This is a genomic window from Nocardiopsis sp. NPDC058789 (genome assembly GCF_042745575.1).
Classification (GTDB): Bacteria; Actinomycetota; Actinomycetes; order Streptosporangiales; family Streptosporangiaceae; genus Nocardiopsis; species Nocardiopsis eucommiae.
On record NZ_JBHYOW010000006.1, the window covers coordinates 64,746 to 82,182 of the forward strand.

Sequence of the window (17,437 nt, forward strand, 5' to 3'; positions counted from 1 at the left end):
TTGGGTCCGCTGACATGGGCGGACGTGCGGAGCGGAGGCGGCGTGGTCGACTGGCTGACCATGACCATTCAGATGGTGTCGTTGGCGATGGCCGTGTGGTGTCTCGTCTCCACCTTCCGCGACCAGCCGATGCTCGTCCCCCACCTGGTGGGCATGGGCGTGCTGTGGCTGCTGGTCCTCGGACAGGTCGGCGCGGTCACCGTGGCGATGGTCGGCGGCGAACGCCCGGGGGAGACGGTCATGCTCGTCTCCTACCTCGCGACCGTCGCGCTGCTGCCGCCCGCCTGCGCCGTGTGGGGGTTCATGGAGCGCAGCAAGTGGGGTCCGGCCGTGATCGCCTTCGCCTGCCTGATCCTCCCCGTCCTCCTGGTCCGCGTCGAGCAGATCTGGAGCCCCGTTGTCTGAGGTATCCGCCGACCGCACCCTGCGCACCGGCCCCGGCCGACTGCTGGTCGCGGTGTACGCCGTCTTCGCGCTCGCGGCGACCGCGCGCGGCTCCTACCAGCTGGCCACCCGGTTCGACGAGGCCCCGCTGGCGTACGGACTCTCCGTACTCGCCGGGCTGATCTACCTGGTCGCGGCGGTGGGCCTGGCCCGTGCCGGACGCACCTCGCGCGTGGTCGCGCTGGTGTCGGTGTCCGTGGAGATGATCGGGGTCCTCGTGGTGGGCGCACTGAGTGTGCTGGCCGCCGGGGCGTTCCCGGACGACACGGTGTGGTCCCACTTCGGCAGCGGCTACCTGTTCATCCCGCTGGTGCTGCCGGCCCTGGGGCTCTGGTGGATCCTGCACGTCCACCGCATGGACCGGGACGCGGCGCGCCCCTAGGCGCGCATGACGGATGTCGTCCCTCCTGGTCGTCGGCCTCCGACGCCCCCTCTCCCCAAACCCGCCCGATCTGTGGCGAAGCCGACCCGCCCGTCCAGGCATGGACCGGCACCCTCGGGGCATGGGTGATGCCTATGGAGGCACACACCCGAACGCGCACCCCCAGTCGGACGCCCCTCACCCCTGCGGCGGTGGGCGGCCCCGTCGTCCTCGCCGTCGGCCTGGTCCTGACCCTCTCGGCCTGGGACGACGCCGTCCCCGACCCCGCCCGGCACCAGATCTTCCTCTCCCTGTGGTTCCTGGGCGCCGCCCTCCTGGCGGCCCGGCTGTTCCTCGACGGCCTGCCCTCCGCCCCGTACCTGCCCCGGAGCGCGGTGACGTTCGCGATCGGACTGGTGGGCTCGGCCTCCGTGGCCACCATGCCGTGGTCGGACCTCGGCTCGGTCTTCTGGTACCAGCTGTGGTTCTCCGTCCCGCTCCTGACCGGGTTGGCGTACGCGGCCTTCCGCCCCTCCTCGGGCCCCTCCGCCCCCGGCGCCTGACCGCAACCGTGCGTCGGGGCGCGGCGACTCTCCGACAGGTGCCCCCACTAGGCTGTCGCCATGTCCGATCAGACGCTGTCCCTGCCGGTGGCCGTTTCCGCCGCCTGGCTCCGTGACCACCGCGACGAGGTGGTCCTCGTCGACTCCCGCTGGTACCTCGACGGCCGCTCCGGCCGCGAGGCCCACCTGAACGGCCACATCCCCGGGGCCGTACACGCCGACGTGGACACCGACCTCGCCGCGCCCTCCAGCGACGAGGGCGGCCGCCACCCGCTTCCGGCCGCCGCCGACTTCGCCCGCACCCTGGGCCGTCTCGGGATCGGTGACCGCTCCTCCGTGGTCGTCTACGACGACGCGAACGGTTCCGTGGCCGCACGCCTGGTGTGGATGCTGCGGGTCCTGGGCACCCCCGCCGCCTTCCTCGACGGCGGTCTCCCCACCTGGACCGGCGACCTGGAGAAGGGTGAGGTGAGCGCCGCCCCCGCCCACCGGACCGCCCTTCCCTGGCCCGCGGACCGCATCGTCGACACCGACGCCCTCCAGAAGGAGCTGGCCGACCCCGACCAGCTGCTCCTGGACGCCCGTGTGCACGGCCGCTTCACCGGTGAGGCCCCCGCCCCGGTGGACGCCCGCGCCGGTCACATCCCCGGCGCCCGCAGTGCCGAGTGGCCCGCCAACCTGGCCCCGGACGGCCTCCTCGCCGCACCCGAGGTCCTGCGTGAACGCTTCGCGGCCCTCGGCGCGGACTCCGCCCGCACCGTCACGGCCTACTGCGGTTCCGGGGTGACGGCCTGCCACGACCTCCTGGCCCTGGAGCACGCGGGGTTCGGCGGGACCCGCCTCTACCCGGGCTCGTGGAGCCGTTGGGGAGGGGACGACGCCCTCCCCCTGGAGACCGGGGACCCCCGCCCCTGACGACGGACCGAGACCCGACCCGCCACGGGGCCCGCGCGACACGCGCGGGCCCCGTGGCGTTCCCGGCACGCTGCGTACCGGTCCCCGAGACAGACCGTAAACCACCTAGGCTGGAGGGAGTAACGGTCCGAAAAATCCGGAACGTGCTGGTCCTGCGCACTGCTGACACCCGAGACGAGTTCCCCCCAGCGCCCTCTTTCCCTGACCCGATCCGGCCAGGAGCGGAACCACACCTCCCGCACCGGCGTCACATCGCACGGGACCGCCCGGCCCCGGGAGAACCCCCAAGACGTGCTTCACCGCGAATCGAGGAACACTGGTGATCGAACTCCTCCTGCTACTGATTCTCATCGCCGGGATCGTGATCGCGGTCCTGGTATACAAGCAGCGCTCCCAGGCCCAGAAGAAGGACACTCCGCCCCCGCCTCCCCAGGACCCCTTCGCCGCCTCCGCCACGACCGACACCGCCGGTGACCCGCGCAACATCAAGGCGGGCGACATGATCGACTGGGGCAACGAGCGGACCTGGATCCGTGGCACCCTCCGTCTGTCCGAGGGCGGTTACGTCTGGTCCGAGCACTTCCTGGAGGTCGAGGGCGGCAAGCGCTGGCTCTCGGTCGAGGAGGACCCGGACGTCGAGCTGGCCCTGTGGACCGGCCGCCCGGACCTGACCATGGTCCCCCAGGGCAAGTCCATCGAGCTGGAGGGCGTCACCTACAAGCTGGAGGAGAAGGGCTCCGGCTCCTACCGCTCCGAGGGCACCACCGGCCTCAAGGCCGAGGGTGGCATGGACTACGCCGACTACGAGTCCGAGGACGGCCAGCTGCTCGCCTTCGAGCGGTTCGACCACGGCAGCTGGGAAGTCAGCACCGGAACCAAGGTCGCCCCCGGTACCTTCACGATCTTCCCCGGGAGCTGACACCCACATGCGCGCGAGCATCAGCGCCCCTTTCGTCGACACCAAGGCCGACGACCTGGTCTGGACCCTGAGCCACCCGTTGGTCGCACCCCTCGCCACCCGCGCCGTCACGGTGTCGGGCAGAGAGGTCGAGCTACGGGTGCTCGGCGCCTCGCACCAGGTGGTCCTGCGCCCCGGTCCCGACGGCGGTGAGCTGGTGGAGACGGTCGCCTGTCTGCCGGGTTCCTCCGGCGGACTACCCGGCAACGCCGAGCACCCCCTGCCTGGGGTGGGCGACTACCGCTTCGACTCGGTCGTCGAGTCGTTGTCTCGCGCGGAACTCGCCCGCCGGGTGGCGGGGGTCCACGACGTGACCTCCGAATCGCCCGGCGGGCTCCTCGTCGCCTTCCCCGGTGATCCACTCGCGATCACCGCGCTGCACCTGACCTCCGGCAGCGGGGCGTCCCTGCGCTGGCGCACCTGGCACGCCTACCCGCAGAGCGACGAACTGGTGACGACGACCACGACCCTGACCCCCTAAGAGGAGGCCGACATGGCCACGACCACGACCAGGGGAGCCCGTGCTCCCAGACACAAGCTCGCCGCGATCGGCGGGGCGACCGCCCTGCTGATCCTCCTCTCGGCCTGTTCCAGCGGCGGCAACAACGCCGACTGCGACCCGAAGGACGACCCCAGCGCGAGCACGACGAGCTCCACCAGCTCGACCACCACCGGGACCACGAACACGGCGTCCGGCCCCACTCCCAGCCCGTCCCCGACCGACGACTGCTCCAACGGCCGCAGCGGCGGTGGCGGTGGTTTCTTCTTCTTCGGCGGCTTCGGCGGCGGAGGCAACAACAACTCCAACAACAGCGGCGGCAGCGGAAGCGACAACCGCGGCGGAGGCTCCGGCTTCGGCAAGTAGTCCGCGCGTGCGGGGGGTCGGGCTGGGCTCCCAGCCCGACCCCCCGACGTCGTCCGCCCGCCCTCGTGTCCCTTCCTGAGAAAGCAGTACCTTGAGCGAGACCACGGCCCAAGCACGGCCCCGACTCCCGGTGCCGCCGCGCGCGGCCCGGTTCTTCGTTCTGCTGGCGGTGTTCATCTGCGCCGCCTGCGGCCTGGTGTACGAGCTGGCCCTCGTCGCCATCGGCAGTTACCTGCTCGGTGACACCATCACCCAGGCCTCCGTGGTCCTGTCCGTGATGGTGTTCGCCATGGGTGTGGGTTCCCTGCTCTCCAAGCGGTACCAGTCCCGTCCGGCGCTGTCGTTCGCCGTGGTGGAGGGGCTGCTGTCCCTGGTCGGCGGCCTGTCGGTCCTGTTGCTGTACGGGTCCTTCGCCTGGCTGTCGGCCTCCGCCTACCAGCCCACCCTGGTGCTCCTGGCGTTCGTGATCGGCACGCTGATCGGTATCGAGATCCCGCTGCTGATGACGCTGATCCAGCGCATCCGCAAGCAGGAGGCCTCCGAGGCGGTGGCCGACCTGTTCGCCGCCGACTACGTGGGCGGTCTGATCGGTGGTCTGGCCTTCCCCTTCCTGCTGCTCCCGCTGCTGGGGCTACCGAAGGGCGCCCTGATGGTGGGTGTGCTGAACGCGGTGATCGGCGTGGCCGTGGTGCTGTGGCTCTTCCGTACGGACCTGACCCGGCTCGCCTACGTGGGGCTGACCGTCGGGCTGACGTTCATCGTGGCGGTCCTGGGTCTGGCCTACTACTTCGCGGAGAACTTCGAGGTGGACGCCCGCCAGGCCATGTACCGCGACCCGATCGCGCACGCGGAGCGCAGCGAGTACCAGGAGATCGTGCTCACCCAGTCCCTGGACGGCCGAGACGTGCGCATGTTCCTCAACGGCGACCTCCAGTTCTCCACGCTGGACGAGTACCGGTACCACGAGTCGTTGATCCACCCGGCGATGGACGGGCCCCGCGAGGACGTGCTGGTCCTCGGCGGCGGCGACGGCCTGGCCATCCGGGAGCTCCTGCGCTACGACGACGTCGAGTCGGTGACCCTGGTGGACCTGGACCCGGCCGTGATCGAGCTGGCCTCGACGGAGCCCGTGATCCGTGACCTCAACGACGACTCCTTCCAGGATCCGCGCGTGAGGGTGGTCAACGCGGACGCCTTCCAGTGGCTGCGCGACAACCGGGACCACTTCGACGTGGTGATCGCTGACCTGCCGGACGGCACGGACGTGGGCACCTCGAAGCTGTACACGATCGAGTTCTACGCGCTGTTGGAGCAGGCCCTGGACCCGGAGGGCCGCGTGGTCGTGCAGGCCGGTTCACCGTTCTTCGCCCCGGACGCCTACTGGAGCGTGGGGCACTCGCTGGAGGAGGCCGGGCTCGCGGTCACTCCGTACAACGTGGACGTGCCGACCTTCGGGAACTGGGGCTTCTACCTGGGGGTGTCCGACGCCGAGTCGGGCGGCGCCCCCGAGCTGGGCCTGCCGGAGGACCCCCCCGAGCTGCGCTTCCTGGACGAGGACCTGCTGAGCGCGGCGCTGGTCTTCCCCATCGACCGCAGGGAGGCCGAGGTGGAGTCCTCGACGATGATGCATCCGAGGATCATCGGTTACCACCAGGACCGGCAGGCCTGGCGCGGCTACTGACCGTCGCGGGCAGCCCCCTTTTCCTTCCCTTGAACCCTCCGACGAAACTCCCTCCACAAGAACCGAAAATCTGTAGCGGTGAAGGTAGACATGCGTTCTGCTCGCTGCTAGTTTTTCTGCCACAGCCACTGAGAAACACGGCTGGACCACCGGATACTCAGGTGGAGAGCAGGTCGGCTCGACGGCGCGCACGTGCTTCAAGGCGTCGGGAGCCGGTAGGAAACGCAGGAACGCTGTAGGGCTCGACCGGCGCACGGTTGTGCGGCGTCGGGAGCCGGTAGGACGCAGTCGAAAGCAGTGCACGAAGTGAGAACGAGAGGAGTAGGTGCCATCAGGATCGCCCGAGCCGGGAGAGGTTCCGCTCGGGTACCGCAGGCCCCGATTCGGAAGAAGGTGGTCCACGGTCACACAACAGCGATCCCCGCGATCCCGATTCAGCTCGACCTCGGGAAGCGGAAGACCGGCAGCGTCCGGTAGGTGGTATTGAACTCTCGGGCCCCAGCGCCGTACGGCGCTGGGGCCCTCGACGTGCGTACAGGAGAAGAAGGACACCCACTTGCCCCGTCCCGAGACCGGTCACCGGTTCGACGATGACGACTACCCCGCCTACACGGTGGGCGCCGCGGCGGAGATGGTCGGCGCCACGCCGTCCTTCCTGCGCGCCCTCGGTCAGGCCAGGCTGATCGAGCCGCTGCGTTCCGAGGGCGGCCACCGCCGCTACTCCAGGTACCAGCTCAAGCTCGCCGCACGCGCTCGCGAACTTGTCGACGAGGGCACGCCGATCGAGTCCGCCTGCCGCATCATCATCCTGGAGGACCAACTGGAGGAGGCCCTGCGCATCAACGAGGAGCTGCGCGCCGCCGACCCGCCCAGCTGAACGCGGCCGCACCCGTCGGCTTCGTAGCGGACCCCCGTCCGACAGGGACCGGGGTCCTTCCCGTTCCTCGGGATCCCCGAGCCCGCGCCGCACCCGGTGACGGGGGACGAGCGGGACGACGACAGAATCGAGGGGTGGCCCCCGGCCTCCGCCCTGGACGGGAGCGGAGGGACACCGGTACCGGCGCGGCCACGGCAGGACGGGGCAGAACGAGCCCCGACGTCATCCCCCACAAGGAGCCCCAGGTGATCCAAGCCGAGTTCCACACACGGGACATCCCCCCGGCGGAGCGACTCGGGTACTGGCAGGAGTGCGTGGCGAGGACGCACGCCCCCCTGGTGCTCAGCAGCGACGAGCCCGACACCTTCCAGGCCCACCAGAGGCTCCTGGACCTGAACGGGGTCCTGCTCTGGCCCAGCGTCTTCCGACCCGTGGTCTTCACCAGGACACGACCCCTCATCCGGGGCTCGGACCCGGAGAACCTCCACCTGACCCTGATCTTCCGCGGTCGGCTGGACGGCGGTTTCGGCCGCACGTCGATCGACGTCGGAGCGAACGAGATCAGCGTCATCGACTCGTCCACCCCCTTCTCCATCCGCGCGTGCGGTGGACACGTGGAGCAGCACGGGATCGGCTTGGAGGTCCCCAGGGCACGGCTGCCGCTCCCCTCGAAGCTGGTGGGCCGGATCGCCGGAGCGAAGTTCTCCGCCTCCTCCGGCTACGGGGCGCTGACGAAGAGCTTTCTCAGCACGCTGGCGAACGACCCGACTCTCCACGGTCCCAGCGATGTCGACCGCCTCTCCACGGTCCTGTGCGACCTGCTCTCCGGGATGTTCGCCCAGTCGCTGGAAGCCGAGGACCTGCTGCCGCCGGAGACGCGGAGACAGACTCTCCTCCTCAGAATCAAGCGCTTCATCGACCAGCGGCTGGGCGATCCGGATCTGACCCCCTTCGCGGTGGCCTCCGCCCACCACGTCTCGGTCCGGTACCTGCACCGGATCTTCCAGGAGCAGGGCGACACCGTCACCGCGTGGATACGCGAGCGGCGACTGGCCCGGGCCCGCCACGACCTGGGCGACGAGACCCTGGCGCACGTTCCCGTCTACCTGATCGCGCGCAAGTGGGGGTTCTCCAGCGCCGCGGTGTTCAGCCGGACCTTCCGCGACGTCTACGGCGTCTCCCCCAGGGACGTGCGTCCCGGACGCACCAGCGGGTGAGACCGTGCACCGGGCCGGGACGCCGGTGGATTCCTTGACCTGGTGCGCACGGTTTCTTGACCTTCGTCGACACGGTCCCGCGAGGTGCCTAGCGTCAGCGATGACCGATGTTCCCCGACCGGAAGGCCGCTCATGCGCCGACACACCTCCCCCCGTGCCCTCACCGCTGGTCTCTCGAAGATCGGCGTGCTCGCCGCCGCACTGGCCATCCCCCTGACCCTCATGGGAGCGCCCGCCCAGGCACACGAGGTCGACTCGCCTCAGCCCCGCGTGGTCGCCGAACGTGTGGAGTCGAGCGGGACCAAGGTGACGACCTTCTCTGACGGTGGGGTCGTTCGGGACGCACCGGCAGGATCAGTGGAGGCGATGGACACCTCGTGCAGCAGTAACTCGATCTGCCTGTGGGGTGGAACCAACTACACCGGGAGAAAGGTCTCGACCAACGTGTCCCTTGGCTGCTGGACCCTGATCGGCCCCATGAACACCCGCTCCCTGAAGACCGGATCGAACCGGTCCCTGCTGGGGCTGTACTCGGGACGACAGTGCACGGGATCGGTTTCCCCCAGCTACGGGCCCGGATCCAGCGCTCCCTCGGTGTACTACGCCACGGCCTCGGCCCTGTAGGGGCTCATCGCCTGATCCACCGGATCAGCGGTCACAGGTCACGCGCGGTGGGGGCGACCCCTGGTAACACCCCCATGGCGGCCCTGGCCTCGACGGACCGGGCCTCATGAGCCCGGAAGAGCGACTGGACGTCGACTGGTCTCGGGGACACGGCGGGACGCCCAAGCGATCCGTGGAGCGACGGCCCACACCACCCGGCCGGGTTCACACCTGGGGAGGACGGACCCCACTCCACCCGGCCGGGAACCGGTGGGCATCGTCGAAACACGGCCGCTGGGGCGGCTCCCGTCGATACGGCCCCGACTCACGAACCCCCGCGGCCACGGGTCGCGGGGGTTCCTTCCTGCCTCCGACTCCCGCGGTGACGCTCGCCGTGAGGCATGGGGCGAGCGAGCCGGGACCGAGGTGTGTCGGTTTTTGTCCGGCCGGCCTGGTACAAGGGAGCGACCCACACGACACGACCGTGAAGAGACCCCCTGATGCGCCCCACCCTGCCTCCACCGCCCGAGGACGAGACCGAGCACGTGCCCGGCGCCCTGCTGGTCCGTGGCGACTGCGACGACCCCGCATGGAACGACGTGCTCGTCCGTATGGGCGAACTGCCCGGCATGGTCGCCCCCGCCCCCGGGCAGCCCCTTCCCCGGGCGCAGGGGCCCATCCCCCGGCGCCTGCTCGTGGCCCAGGGCCCCGACTGGCGGGGCGTCGTTCCCGAGGAGGTGTCCCAGACCCTGGACGGCGAGAGCGCCTGGCGTCCCGACCTGGTCCTGATCGCCGACGCCGGCACCACCCGCGATCCCGAGTTGCGCCCGCTCACGGCCTTCCTTCCCAGCGATGACGACCTCTTCCGTTTCCGTGTCACGCCCCGCCAGGCGGCCATGACCTACCTGGTCGTGCACCGCCCCAGCATCGAGGACACCCTGGATCACCACAAGGACGGCGGTTCCGCCGAGGTCGAACTCGATCCCGGTGACTCCTACGAGGACTGGTTGGACGGCGCCGACGTGATGGGCGATGTCCTGGAGACCGCTGACTCTCCGCCCCTCTACCAGTCCCCCGCCGCGCCCCTGCCCGTGATCACCCAGAACAACTGGGGGCTGCTCGTGCGCACCGACTTCGGCGACGACCGCGCCTGGGCCGCGCTCGCGGAGGACGCGGACCGTCTCGACCCCCGGATCGAGACCCCCGAGGACTACAGCCCCTACGTGCAGGTCGTGGACGACCCGGCCTTCGCGGGGGCCACACCGGAACAGGTGATGGCAATCGTCCGATCCAACGAGGACGAAGAAGAGGAGACGGGCGAGGAGGTGGTGGTGATCGCCGACCGAGCCTCCATGAGCGGATCCGACCCCACCGTCCTGGTCGTGCCCTTGGCGGACAACGTCGGCTGGTCCTTCCGTCTGTCCGTGGACAAGGTGCGGAGCATGGCGGCCAACCTCTTCGTCGGCAACAACGACATTTCGGACTGGATGAATCAGGGCTCGCAGGACGGGCCGGCGGTCATGACGGAGAAGGAGAGGAAGTCCTGGCGGGGCTGGTGACCGGGCTGGCAACACCTGTCGCGGGATCCGGCGACCCTACCGGTCGTGTGCGCTCGGTGCGGGGAGCCTCCGATACCGCCAGCTCCGAGGGTCGGACCTCACAGGTGAGCCGGTGACCGGACACCGCCTGGCCGCCTCCACGAAGCGGACGACGGCGACTCGCGACCGCTCCGGCCCGGGTGGCTCCCCCACGACCGCACGTGAACGGCGCCCGTACCGGGGGTACGGGCGCCGTTCACGTCTGACACCGCGCGACCTGGAACCTTGGGCCAGTGGGCGGCCACGCGGTGAGTCCCGAGGAGGTGGGAGGGCCGCGCGAGGGATCCGGCCACCAGCGCCGACCCCCTGCGGCCCGATGCCCATCCTCGCCCGGGCGACGCGGGCGGCACACACGCCACGCCGTCCGCATCGCCCCACATGGCAACCCTTGGCGCGAACTTACCGATCCTTGCCGGAAAGGCCCGGTATCCGGCTCGGTGTACGCGCGTGCCCGGATCACCACCGGTCACCGTCCGTCGCCCGGTTTCCCGGTCAGCTGTCGAAGCCCATGCCCACGGAGTCCAGGCCGCGCAGCCACAGGTTGCGCCGTCCCCCGTCGCGGTCGGCGGCGGCCGTCGCCCGCAGCGTGAGTTCGATGCCCAGCGAGCGGACCGGCTCGGGCGGGAACGGGAGCGGCTTCTCCCGGACCATCCGCAGCCGTGTGCGCTCGGTGTCCAGCCCGTCGAGCCGGTCCAGCACCACCTGCGCGCCGAACCGGGTGGCGCCCACACCCAGGCCCGTGTACCCGGCGGCGTAGGCGAGCCGCCCGCCGTAGGCCTCACCGAAGAACACCGAGAAGCGGCTGCACGTGTCGATCACCCCGCCCCACGTGTGCCCGAACCGGATGCCGCGCAACTGCGGGAAGGTCTCCAGGAAGTGTTCGGCCAGCTTCTGGAAGGTCTCCGGCCTCTGGTCGTACTCGGGCCGCACCCTCCCGGAGTGGTTGACCACGTCGTAGCCGCCCCAGAGGACGCGGTCGTCCGCGGTGAGCCGGTAGTAGTGGAAGAGGTTCGCGGAATCGGAGACCCCCTGGCGCCCCTCCCACCCGATCGCCGCCCGCTGCTCGCCGGTGAGGGGCTCGGTCATGAGCGCGTAGTCGTAGACCGGCGCGAGGTGGTGCCGGAGTCGACGCAGCGGACCGGGGAACGCCCCGCCGCACCAGGCCACCTTGGGCGCGTGCACGCTTCCGGTCCGGGTCTCCAGGCGCAGCCCCGCGGGAACGGAGCCGATGGCGCGAACCGGGCTGTTCTCGAAGAACCGCACCCCCAGCCCCTCGCAGGCGGCGCGTAGCCCCCACGCGAGCTTGGCGGGGTGCAGCATCGCCACTCCGTCCGGATCGTGGAGCGCCCCCACGTAGGTGGGAGAGTCGATGTGCCGCCGCGTCTCCTCAGCGTCCCACACGTGCGCGGTGCCCCCGTGGGCCCGCACCGTCTCGGCGGCCTCCTCGAACCCCTCGGCCTGCCAGGGCGCGGTGGCCACGAGGGTCTCCCCCGTGCGCTCGAACTCGCAGTCGATGCCGTACCGCCGGACGGTCTCCTCGATGGCGTCGAGGTTGGCCCTGCCCTGGCGTTCGAGTTCGTCGATCTCCTCGGGCCAGCGCTCGGCACCGTTCTCGTACCCGTGGGTCAGGCTGGCGGCGCAGAACCCGCCGTTGCGCCCCGACGCGGCCCAGCCGGTGGAGCGGGCCTCCACCACGACCACGTCGCGGTCGGGGTCGCGCTCCTTGGCGACCAGCGCCGCCCACAGTCCTCCGTACCCGGCGCCGACCACGGCCAGATCGGTGTGCACGTCCCCGACCAGCGTCGGGGCGGGTTCGGGAACCTCGTGCCCGGGAACCTCCGGGTCCAGCCAGAAGACCCGGGGGCGAGCGCCCTCCAGGGCCCGTGCCGCCGCGTCGCGCGTGGTGTCGGCCAAGGCTCTCACTCTCTCGTCGTTCGTCCGGTCCCGGGGATCGGCGGCCGGTCCCTCCAGCATGGGGTCCCCGCGGGTTCGCTCGGTGGCGCGACAGTGGGGCGGGGCGCGTCAGGGACCGATGTAGCTCATGACGTGCTTGACCCGGGTGTACTCCTCGAACGAGTACGTGGAGAGGTCCTTGCCGTAACCGGAGTGCTTGAACCCGCCGTGCGGCATCTCCGCGGTGATGGGGATGTGGGTGTTGATCCACACGCAGCCGAAGTCGAGGCGGCGCGAGACCCGCAGCGCGCGGGCGTGGTCGCGGGTCCACACGCTGGAAGCCAGACCGTACTCCACGGCGTTGGCCCAGCTCACGGCGGTGTCCTCGTCAGTGAAGCGCTGGACCGTGAGCACGGGGCCGAAGATCTCGTCGGTGACCAGTTCGTCGCCCTGGCGCAGCCCGGAGACGACCGTGGGTGCGTGGAAGAACCCCTGTTCGCCCACCCGTGAGCCGCCGGTGAGGATCTCGGCGTGGTCGGGGGTGCGCTCCAGGAAACCGGTGACCCGGGCCAGCTGGTCGGCGTTGTTGAGCGGGCCGTAGGCGGCGTCCGCGTGGTCGGGTCCGGCGGTGACGGTGCCGCGCGCCTGCTCGGTGAGGGCGGCGGCGAGGTCGTCGTGGATGCCGGGGGCCGCCAGGACACGCGTGGCGGCGGTGCAGTCCTGGCCCGCGTTGAAGAACCCGGCCTCCGCGATGCCTTCGGCGGCGCGTTCGACGTCGGCGTCGTCGAAGACGATCACCGGGGCCTTGCCGCCGAGTTCGAGGTGGAGGCGTTTGAGGTCGCGCGAACCGGCCCGGGCGACCTCCATCCCGGCCCGGGTGGAGCCGGTGAGGGAGATCAGCGCGGGGATCGGGTGGTCCACGAGGGCGCGCCCGGTGTCGCGGTCACCGCAGACCACGTTGAACACCCCGGCGGGCAGGAACTCGGCGGCGATCTCCGCGAGCAGGAGCGTGGAGACCGGGGTGGTGTCCGAGGGTTTGAGCACGATCGTGTTCCCGGCCGCCAGGGCCGGGCCGATCTTCCAGGCCGCCATGGCCATCGGGTAGTTCCACGGGGTGATCTGGCCGACCACGCCGAGGGGTTCGCGGCGGATCCAGGAGGTGTGGTCGCGCAGGTACTCGCCCGCGGCGCGGCCCTCCAGGTTGCGGGTGGCCCCGGCGAAGAACCGCAGGGCGTCCAGGACCTGCCCGATCTCCTCGGTGCGGGTGAGAGCCACGGGCTTGCCGCAGTTGCGGACCTCGGCGGCGACGAGGTCGTCGGCGCGGGCCTCGACGGCGTCCGCGAACCGGTTGAGCGCGATCTGCCGTTCGGCCGGGGTCCAGTCACGCCAGCCGTCCTCGAAGGCACGGTGCGCGGCCCGGAAGGCGGCGTCCACGTCCTCGGGCCCGGAGACCGGCGCGGTGGCGAAGACCCGTCCCGTGGCGGGGTCGACGAGTTCGCTGCGGCGGCCCTCGGCGGTGTCGGCGTGTGCGCCGTTCACGAAGTTGCGCAGGTGGTCGGTTGCGGGCCCTCGGGTCACGCTGACTCCCCGGGTTCGGCGCCGCGGATGCGCGGCTGCGTGTGGACTGGCACGCCACACTGCCACCCCCGCGAGGCGACTTCAAGGAATCTCCATGGATTCGGTTGTCGAGTGTGAGCGACTCGACGGAATACCTGACAGGGCCGGGATGATCCGACTGTTTCTGTTGACGGGGGCACGAGAACCGGAGACCCCCGGTGGCGCCGCCGGTCCGGGATCCCAGCAGGAGGCTCAAGGCCGCGACGCCGGACCTCTCACCCCCGGCCGGTCAGAGGGGGTCTGACTGGAGCGCGGTCAGGTGCCCCGGTGGCCACACCTGGTCACGAGCACGGGACGTTTTCCGCCGAACCCGGGGTGTAACCGTGGGCAGGACGGCGCATGAGTCAGGTAGTGATCCCCTCTCCCCACGGAAGGCTCCCGCCATGTACCCCCAGGCCCCACCACTCACCTTCCGCAAGTCCTCCTACAGCAACACCGCGCGGGAGTGTGTCGAGGTCGCGCACTTCCGGAGGGCCACGCACGGCGTTTGCGGTGACCACCGCGCCGAGGTCACGGACCCGCCCAGCGGCGCCGCCGTGCGTGACACCCGGAACAGGGCGCTCAGCACCCTGGCCTTCTCCTCCGCCGAATGGGCCGCGTTCCTCCGCCTCGCCTGACCCGAGGGCTCGGAAGGGGAACCTCCGCCCCCGCGAAGGTTCCCTCCCCGTCCTCGGAAAGGCCTCGTCGCACGACCAGGTCTCCGGCTCTGGAATTGCTCAGAGAGCTCCGACCCCCTCCTTCGTCTCGCGAGGGGAGACGCCGTAGAAGTCTCGGTACGCGCGGCTGAACACCGCGGGGCTGGAGAACCCCCATTTCTGGGAGACCCGGTAGATCAGCACGGAACCCAGGTCCGGATTCATCAGGTCACGGCGCGCCCCCGCCAATCGCTGCTCGCGAATCCAGGCGTTGACCGTCACACCTCTGGCGCGGAAGATGCGATGCAGGTACGACGTCGAGATGCTGTTGGCCTGGGCCACCACCTGTGGAGTCAGCCGTGCGTCACCCAGTCGGGATCTGATGAATTCCTCGACACGAAGCGCGAGAAGGTTCTCACGAGTTTCGTGGGACAGCCCATCATCCGCCTGAAGCGACTGGGAGAAGAGGCCGGAGATGAGATCACGTGTAACGGCAGCGAGGCGCTGGCCATCGTGGGGACCGTAGCAGGACGCGTCTTTGGAGAGCTGCGAGACGAACCCGAGAAGGAGTGCACCGTACCCCTTCCGCGCGGTCATCTTCCTTCCGATGAGCTCGTCCATTTCATCGACGGGAAGGTCGAGCGCCGCTTTGGGTATCTCGATGCCGATACCCACCTGTTTGGAGAGGCCCCAGGCCGACCGGATCCGGAAGGGCCGGGAGGTGTCCACGACGCTGATCTCCTGCCTTCGGACATCACTCGCCTTCCCCTGTGAGTCCACTTCGAGTCGGCCGCTTCGCACCAGACTGAGGTGGTAGCACTCCGGATCGGAGGCGCGGATCTGCTTGGCGGAGCGCTCGAAGACGACGGGCTGAAAGACCGTGGGCCACACGAGGATTCCATCCAGCATCATCAGATGCTGCCGACCCAGGAAATCCTCGGTGTGGTCGCTGGTGATGGAGATGGGCGCGTGTGTCTTCTCGATCGCTTCCCGCCAGTAGTCGAAGCGATCTTCCGGGGTGACGTCGGTGGTATCGAATCTGCTCTCGATCATCATCGCCCCTTCGACCCACGCCCGCGCCCGGCCTATTCTAGGCCGGGCCGACCATGGTCACCAGTGCTGTTCGACTGCCACGGTTTCGAGGTTGGTCACCGATCCACGGTCGATCCGCCGCCCGCCAGCCTCTCCGCGCCGGGGAGAGCACCCGCTCTTCAGGCGTTCTCCCCGGAACGCGGAGAGGGATCGAACTCCTGCCTCAGGTCCTTCCTTTTCGCGAACAAGGCGGTCCTTCCCGTCCTTCGGAAATGCCGACTGACCTTCGTCTCATCCGAAATGAGTCGGGATCAGGAGTTCCCTGATTCTGACAAGAAGGCCCTGGCGAGATCAATGACGTGGAATGAACAGCGCTTGACTCAGAGTGGACTCGGCACACCGGGGCTCGAGGCCCCTCCCCATCGTCGCCGCCCCCGACCCCCTCCCTCTCCCGTCGGAGCTGGGGCGCTCCCGCGTCTCGCCCGAGCCAGACAACGAGAGAGGGAACCCTCGCCCCCGCGAAGGTTCCCTCTTCGACTCTCCTGGACCGAGCCCTGGTCGGTCCTACTTCGAACGGCGGGCGACGGCGTAGCCGTACTGGACGGGCCAGCGGGACTCGGCGCCCAGTTCCTCGGCCGCGCGGTGGGCCCAGTAGGGCTCGCGCAGGAGCTGGCGCCCCAGGAACACGGCGTCGGCGCGGCCCGAGGCCACGATCGCCTCCGCCTGCGCGGGCTCCAGGATCAGACCGACCGCCGCGGTGGGCAGGCCGGTCTCCTGGCGCACCCGCTCCGCGAAGGGCACCTGGTAGTCGGGAGCGGCGGGAATGGGCGCGTCGTGGACCATGCCGCCGGTGGACACGTCGAGCAGGTCGACGCCCCGGGTCTGGAGTTCCTTGGCCAGGCGCACCGTGTCCTCGACGGTCCATCCTTCGCGCGTGTCCTCGGTGTTCTCGGAGATCCAGTCCGTCGCGGAGGTACGGAACAGCACGGGCAGGTGTTCGGGCCAGACCGCCCGCACGGCCTCGACGACCTCCAGCGGGAACCGCATCCGGTTCTCGAGGGTGCCCCCGTAGACGTCGGTGCGGCGGTTGGCCGCCGGGGAGAGGAACGAGTTGAGCAGGTAGCCGTGGGCTCCGTGCACCTCCACGACCTCGAACCCGGCGGCGAGGGAGCGCTCGGCCGCCGTGGCGAAGTCGCGCACGAGCTGGCCGATCTCCTCGACGGTGAGCTCCGTGGGAGCGGGGTGGTCGTGGAACGGTTCGGCGCTGGGCCCGACCGTGGCCCATCCGCCGTCGGCGGGGGCCACGGGACGGTTGCCGAGCCAGGGCTTGTCGACGGAGGCCTTGCGACCGGCGTGTGCGAGCTGGATGGCGGGCACCGAGCCGTGGGCGCGGACGGCGGCGGTGATCCGCGCGAACGCCTCCTGTTGCCGGTCGTTCCACAGGCCCAGGTCCCAGGGGCTGATCCGCCCCTCCGGGCGCACGGCGGTCGCCTCGACCATGACCAGCCCGAGGCCGCCCGCCGCACGGTCGGCCAGGTGAGCCAGGTGGAAGTCGGTCGGCACCCCGGCCTCGGGGCCCTCGGACCGTGCGGAGTACATGCACATGGGGGACATCCACGCGCGGTTGGGGATCTCCAGTCCTCGCAGCTTCAGCGGGGTGAACAGGGTGCTCACAGGCGTTCCTTCGCATAGGCGCTCTCGGGTGTCGGCGGCGACCGACCTTTGTACGGTACAAGTCGTACTACGCCGCTTGTCAAACTACGACGGTGTTCGTACATTGAGACACGAGCCGAACGGAAGGGGGTCGGAATCATGGCCAGGGCCGCCCGCGCCGCCCAGGGGCGACAGTTGGAGCACCCGGGGACCGACCAGATCCGCCTGGAGGACGTGCTCAGCGCGCTGTCCGACCCGATCCGGCTCCGCATCGTCCACGACCTGTCCCAGGGCCACGACGACATGGCCTGCATCGCCTTCGAGCTCCCGGTGAGCAAGTCCACCTCGACCCACCACTTCCGGGTCCTGCGCGAGTCCGGCGTCATCCGCCAGCACTACGAGGGCACCTCCCGCATGAGTCGCCTGCGTACCGACGACCTGGAGGAGCGTTTCCCCGGCCTGCTGTCGGCCGTGCTCCTCGCTCGGAGCATGGACGCGACGGTGCCCGGCCGAACCGTCTGATCG

The 17,437-nt window shown here is 70.2% G+C and carries 18 protein-coding genes; 14 read left to right on the plus strand and 4 right to left on the minus strand.

The annotated features are described in order from the left end of the window. Positions 1–42 precede the first annotated feature (42 nt). The 12 genes from ACFW3L_RS09905 to ACFW3L_RS09960 all read left to right on the plus strand — a co-directional run bounded on the left by ACFW3L_RS09905 (position 43) and on the right by ACFW3L_RS09960 (position 10,043). Entirely contained in the window at positions 43–405 is a 363-nt protein-coding gene (locus ACFW3L_RS09905; RefSeq protein ID WP_378738422.1) for a hypothetical protein, read from the plus strand. Further along, a complete protein-coding gene (locus tag ACFW3L_RS09910; RefSeq protein WP_378738424.1) occupies positions 398–826 on the plus strand; it encodes a hypothetical protein in 429 nt (142 codons plus the stop codon). Before ACFW3L_RS09905 ends, ACFW3L_RS09910 begins: the two co-directional genes overlap by 8 nt. Before the next feature lie 134 nt (positions 827–960). Next, positions 961–1,368 (plus strand): hypothetical protein, encoded by a 408-nt coding sequence (locus tag ACFW3L_RS09915; protein ID WP_378738426.1) that lies wholly within the window; start codon positions 961–963, stop codon positions 1,366–1,368. A gap of 60 nt (positions 1,369–1,428) precedes the next feature. Continuing rightward, a complete protein-coding gene (locus ACFW3L_RS09920) occupies positions 1,429–2,283 on the plus strand; it encodes a sulfurtransferase (protein ID WP_378738428.1) in 855 nt (284 codons plus the stop codon). 319 nt (positions 2,284–2,602) lie between these two features. Next, positions 2,603–3,202, plus strand: a complete 600-nt coding sequence (locus ACFW3L_RS09925; protein ID WP_378738430.1) for a DUF4178 domain-containing protein — start codon at positions 2,603–2,605, stop codon at positions 3,200–3,202. Between the two features lie 7 nt (positions 3,203–3,209). Continuing rightward, the gene (locus ACFW3L_RS09930; protein ID WP_378738432.1) at positions 3,210–3,722 is read left to right on the plus strand and encodes a DUF2617 family protein; all 513 of its coding nucleotides are present in this window, start codon (positions 3,210–3,212) and stop codon (positions 3,720–3,722) included. Positions 3,723–3,734: 12 nt separating this feature from the next. Beyond that, positions 3,735–4,106: a hypothetical protein gene (locus ACFW3L_RS09935; protein WP_378738434.1), complete on the plus strand. Its 372-nt coding sequence runs from the start codon at positions 3,735–3,737 to the stop codon at positions 4,104–4,106. Positions 4,107–4,197: 91 nt separating this feature from the next. Next, positions 4,198–5,787, plus strand: coding sequence for a polyamine aminopropyltransferase (locus ACFW3L_RS09940; protein WP_378738436.1), 1,590 nt, complete (start codon positions 4,198–4,200; stop codon positions 5,785–5,787). A 556-nt stretch (positions 5,788–6,343) separates the two neighbouring features. Beyond that, positions 6,344–6,664, plus strand: a complete 321-nt coding sequence (locus ACFW3L_RS09945) for a MerR family transcriptional regulator (protein ID WP_378738438.1) — start codon at positions 6,344–6,346, stop codon at positions 6,662–6,664. Positions 6,665–6,909: 245 nt separating this feature from the next. After that, entirely contained in the window at positions 6,910–7,881 is a 972-nt protein-coding gene (locus ACFW3L_RS09950; RefSeq protein WP_378738440.1) for a helix-turn-helix domain-containing protein, read from the plus strand. 132 nt (positions 7,882–8,013) lie between these two features. Continuing rightward, entirely contained in the window at positions 8,014–8,505 is a 492-nt protein-coding gene (locus ACFW3L_RS09955; protein ID WP_378738442.1) for a peptidase inhibitor family I36 protein, read from the plus strand. A gap of 479 nt (positions 8,506–8,984) precedes the next feature. Next, a complete protein-coding gene (locus ACFW3L_RS09960; RefSeq protein WP_378738444.1) occupies positions 8,985–10,043 on the plus strand; it encodes a DUF6924 domain-containing protein in 1,059 nt (352 codons plus the stop codon). Positions 10,044–10,574: 531 nt separating this feature from the next. Here ACFW3L_RS09960 and ACFW3L_RS09965 read toward each other — a convergent pair. Together ACFW3L_RS09965 and ACFW3L_RS09970 are read right to left on the minus strand one after the other, a co-directional pair. Next, positions 10,575–11,996 (minus strand): NAD(P)/FAD-dependent oxidoreductase, encoded by a 1,422-nt coding sequence (locus ACFW3L_RS09965; protein WP_378738446.1) that lies wholly within the window; start codon positions 11,994–11,996, stop codon positions 10,575–10,577. 108 nt (positions 11,997–12,104) lie between these two features. After that, entirely contained in the window at positions 12,105–13,553 is a 1,449-nt protein-coding gene (locus ACFW3L_RS09970; RefSeq protein ID WP_378738448.1) for a gamma-aminobutyraldehyde dehydrogenase, read from the minus strand. Between the two features lie 422 nt (positions 13,554–13,975). On the opposite strand from ACFW3L_RS09970, the gene ACFW3L_RS09975 reads away from it, so the two are divergent. Then, the gene (locus ACFW3L_RS09975) at positions 13,976–14,209 is read left to right on the plus strand and encodes a DUF397 domain-containing protein (RefSeq protein ID WP_378738450.1); all 234 of its coding nucleotides are present in this window, start codon (positions 13,976–13,978) and stop codon (positions 14,207–14,209) included. Between the two features lie 99 nt (positions 14,210–14,308). Here ACFW3L_RS09975 and ACFW3L_RS09980 read toward each other — a convergent pair whose 3' ends face one another. Both ACFW3L_RS09980 and ACFW3L_RS09985 read right to left on the minus strand, forming a co-directional pair. After that, positions 14,309–15,283, minus strand: coding sequence for an AraC family transcriptional regulator (locus tag ACFW3L_RS09980; RefSeq protein ID WP_378738452.1), 975 nt, complete (start codon positions 15,281–15,283; stop codon positions 14,309–14,311). 540 nt (positions 15,284–15,823) lie between these two features. Then, positions 15,824–16,933 (minus strand): NADH:flavin oxidoreductase/NADH oxidase, encoded by a 1,110-nt coding sequence (locus ACFW3L_RS09985; RefSeq protein WP_378738454.1) that lies wholly within the window; start codon positions 16,931–16,933, stop codon positions 15,824–15,826. Between the two features lie 138 nt (positions 16,934–17,071). On the opposite strand from ACFW3L_RS09985, the gene ACFW3L_RS09990 reads away from it, so the two are divergent. Continuing rightward, positions 17,072–17,434, plus strand: coding sequence for an ArsR/SmtB family transcription factor (locus ACFW3L_RS09990; protein ID WP_378738456.1), 363 nt, complete (start codon positions 17,072–17,074; stop codon positions 17,432–17,434). Positions 17,435–17,437 lie beyond the last annotated feature (3 nt).

Coding starts and splice junctions, on each gene's coding strand:
- ACFW3L_RS09915 (WP_378738426.1), top strand. CDS start 961: ATGGAGGCACACACCCGAACGCGCACCCCCAGTCGGACGCCCCTCACC.
- ACFW3L_RS09920 (WP_378738428.1), top strand. CDS start 1,429: ATGTCCGATCAGACGCTGTCCCTGCCGGTGGCCGTTTCCGCCGCCTGG.
- ACFW3L_RS09930 (WP_378738432.1), top strand. CDS start 3,210: ATGCGCGCGAGCATCAGCGCCCCTTTCGTCGACACCAAGGCCGACGAC.
- ACFW3L_RS09935 (WP_378738434.1), top strand. CDS start 3,735: ATGGCCACGACCACGACCAGGGGAGCCCGTGCTCCCAGACACAAGCTC.
- ACFW3L_RS09955 (WP_378738442.1), top strand. CDS start 8,014: ATGCGCCGACACACCTCCCCCCGTGCCCTCACCGCTGGTCTCTCGAAG.
- ACFW3L_RS09960 (WP_378738444.1), top strand. CDS start 8,985: ATGCGCCCCACCCTGCCTCCACCGCCCGAGGACGAGACCGAGCACGTG.
- ACFW3L_RS09975 (WP_378738450.1), top strand. CDS start 13,976: ATGTACCCCCAGGCCCCACCACTCACCTTCCGCAAGTCCTCCTACAGC.
- ACFW3L_RS09980 (WP_378738452.1), bottom strand. CDS start 15,283: ATGATGATCGAGAGCAGATTCGATACCACCGACGTCACCCCGGAAGAT.
- ACFW3L_RS09990 (WP_378738456.1), top strand. CDS start 17,072: ATGGCCAGGGCCGCCCGCGCCGCCCAGGGGCGACAGTTGGAGCACCCG.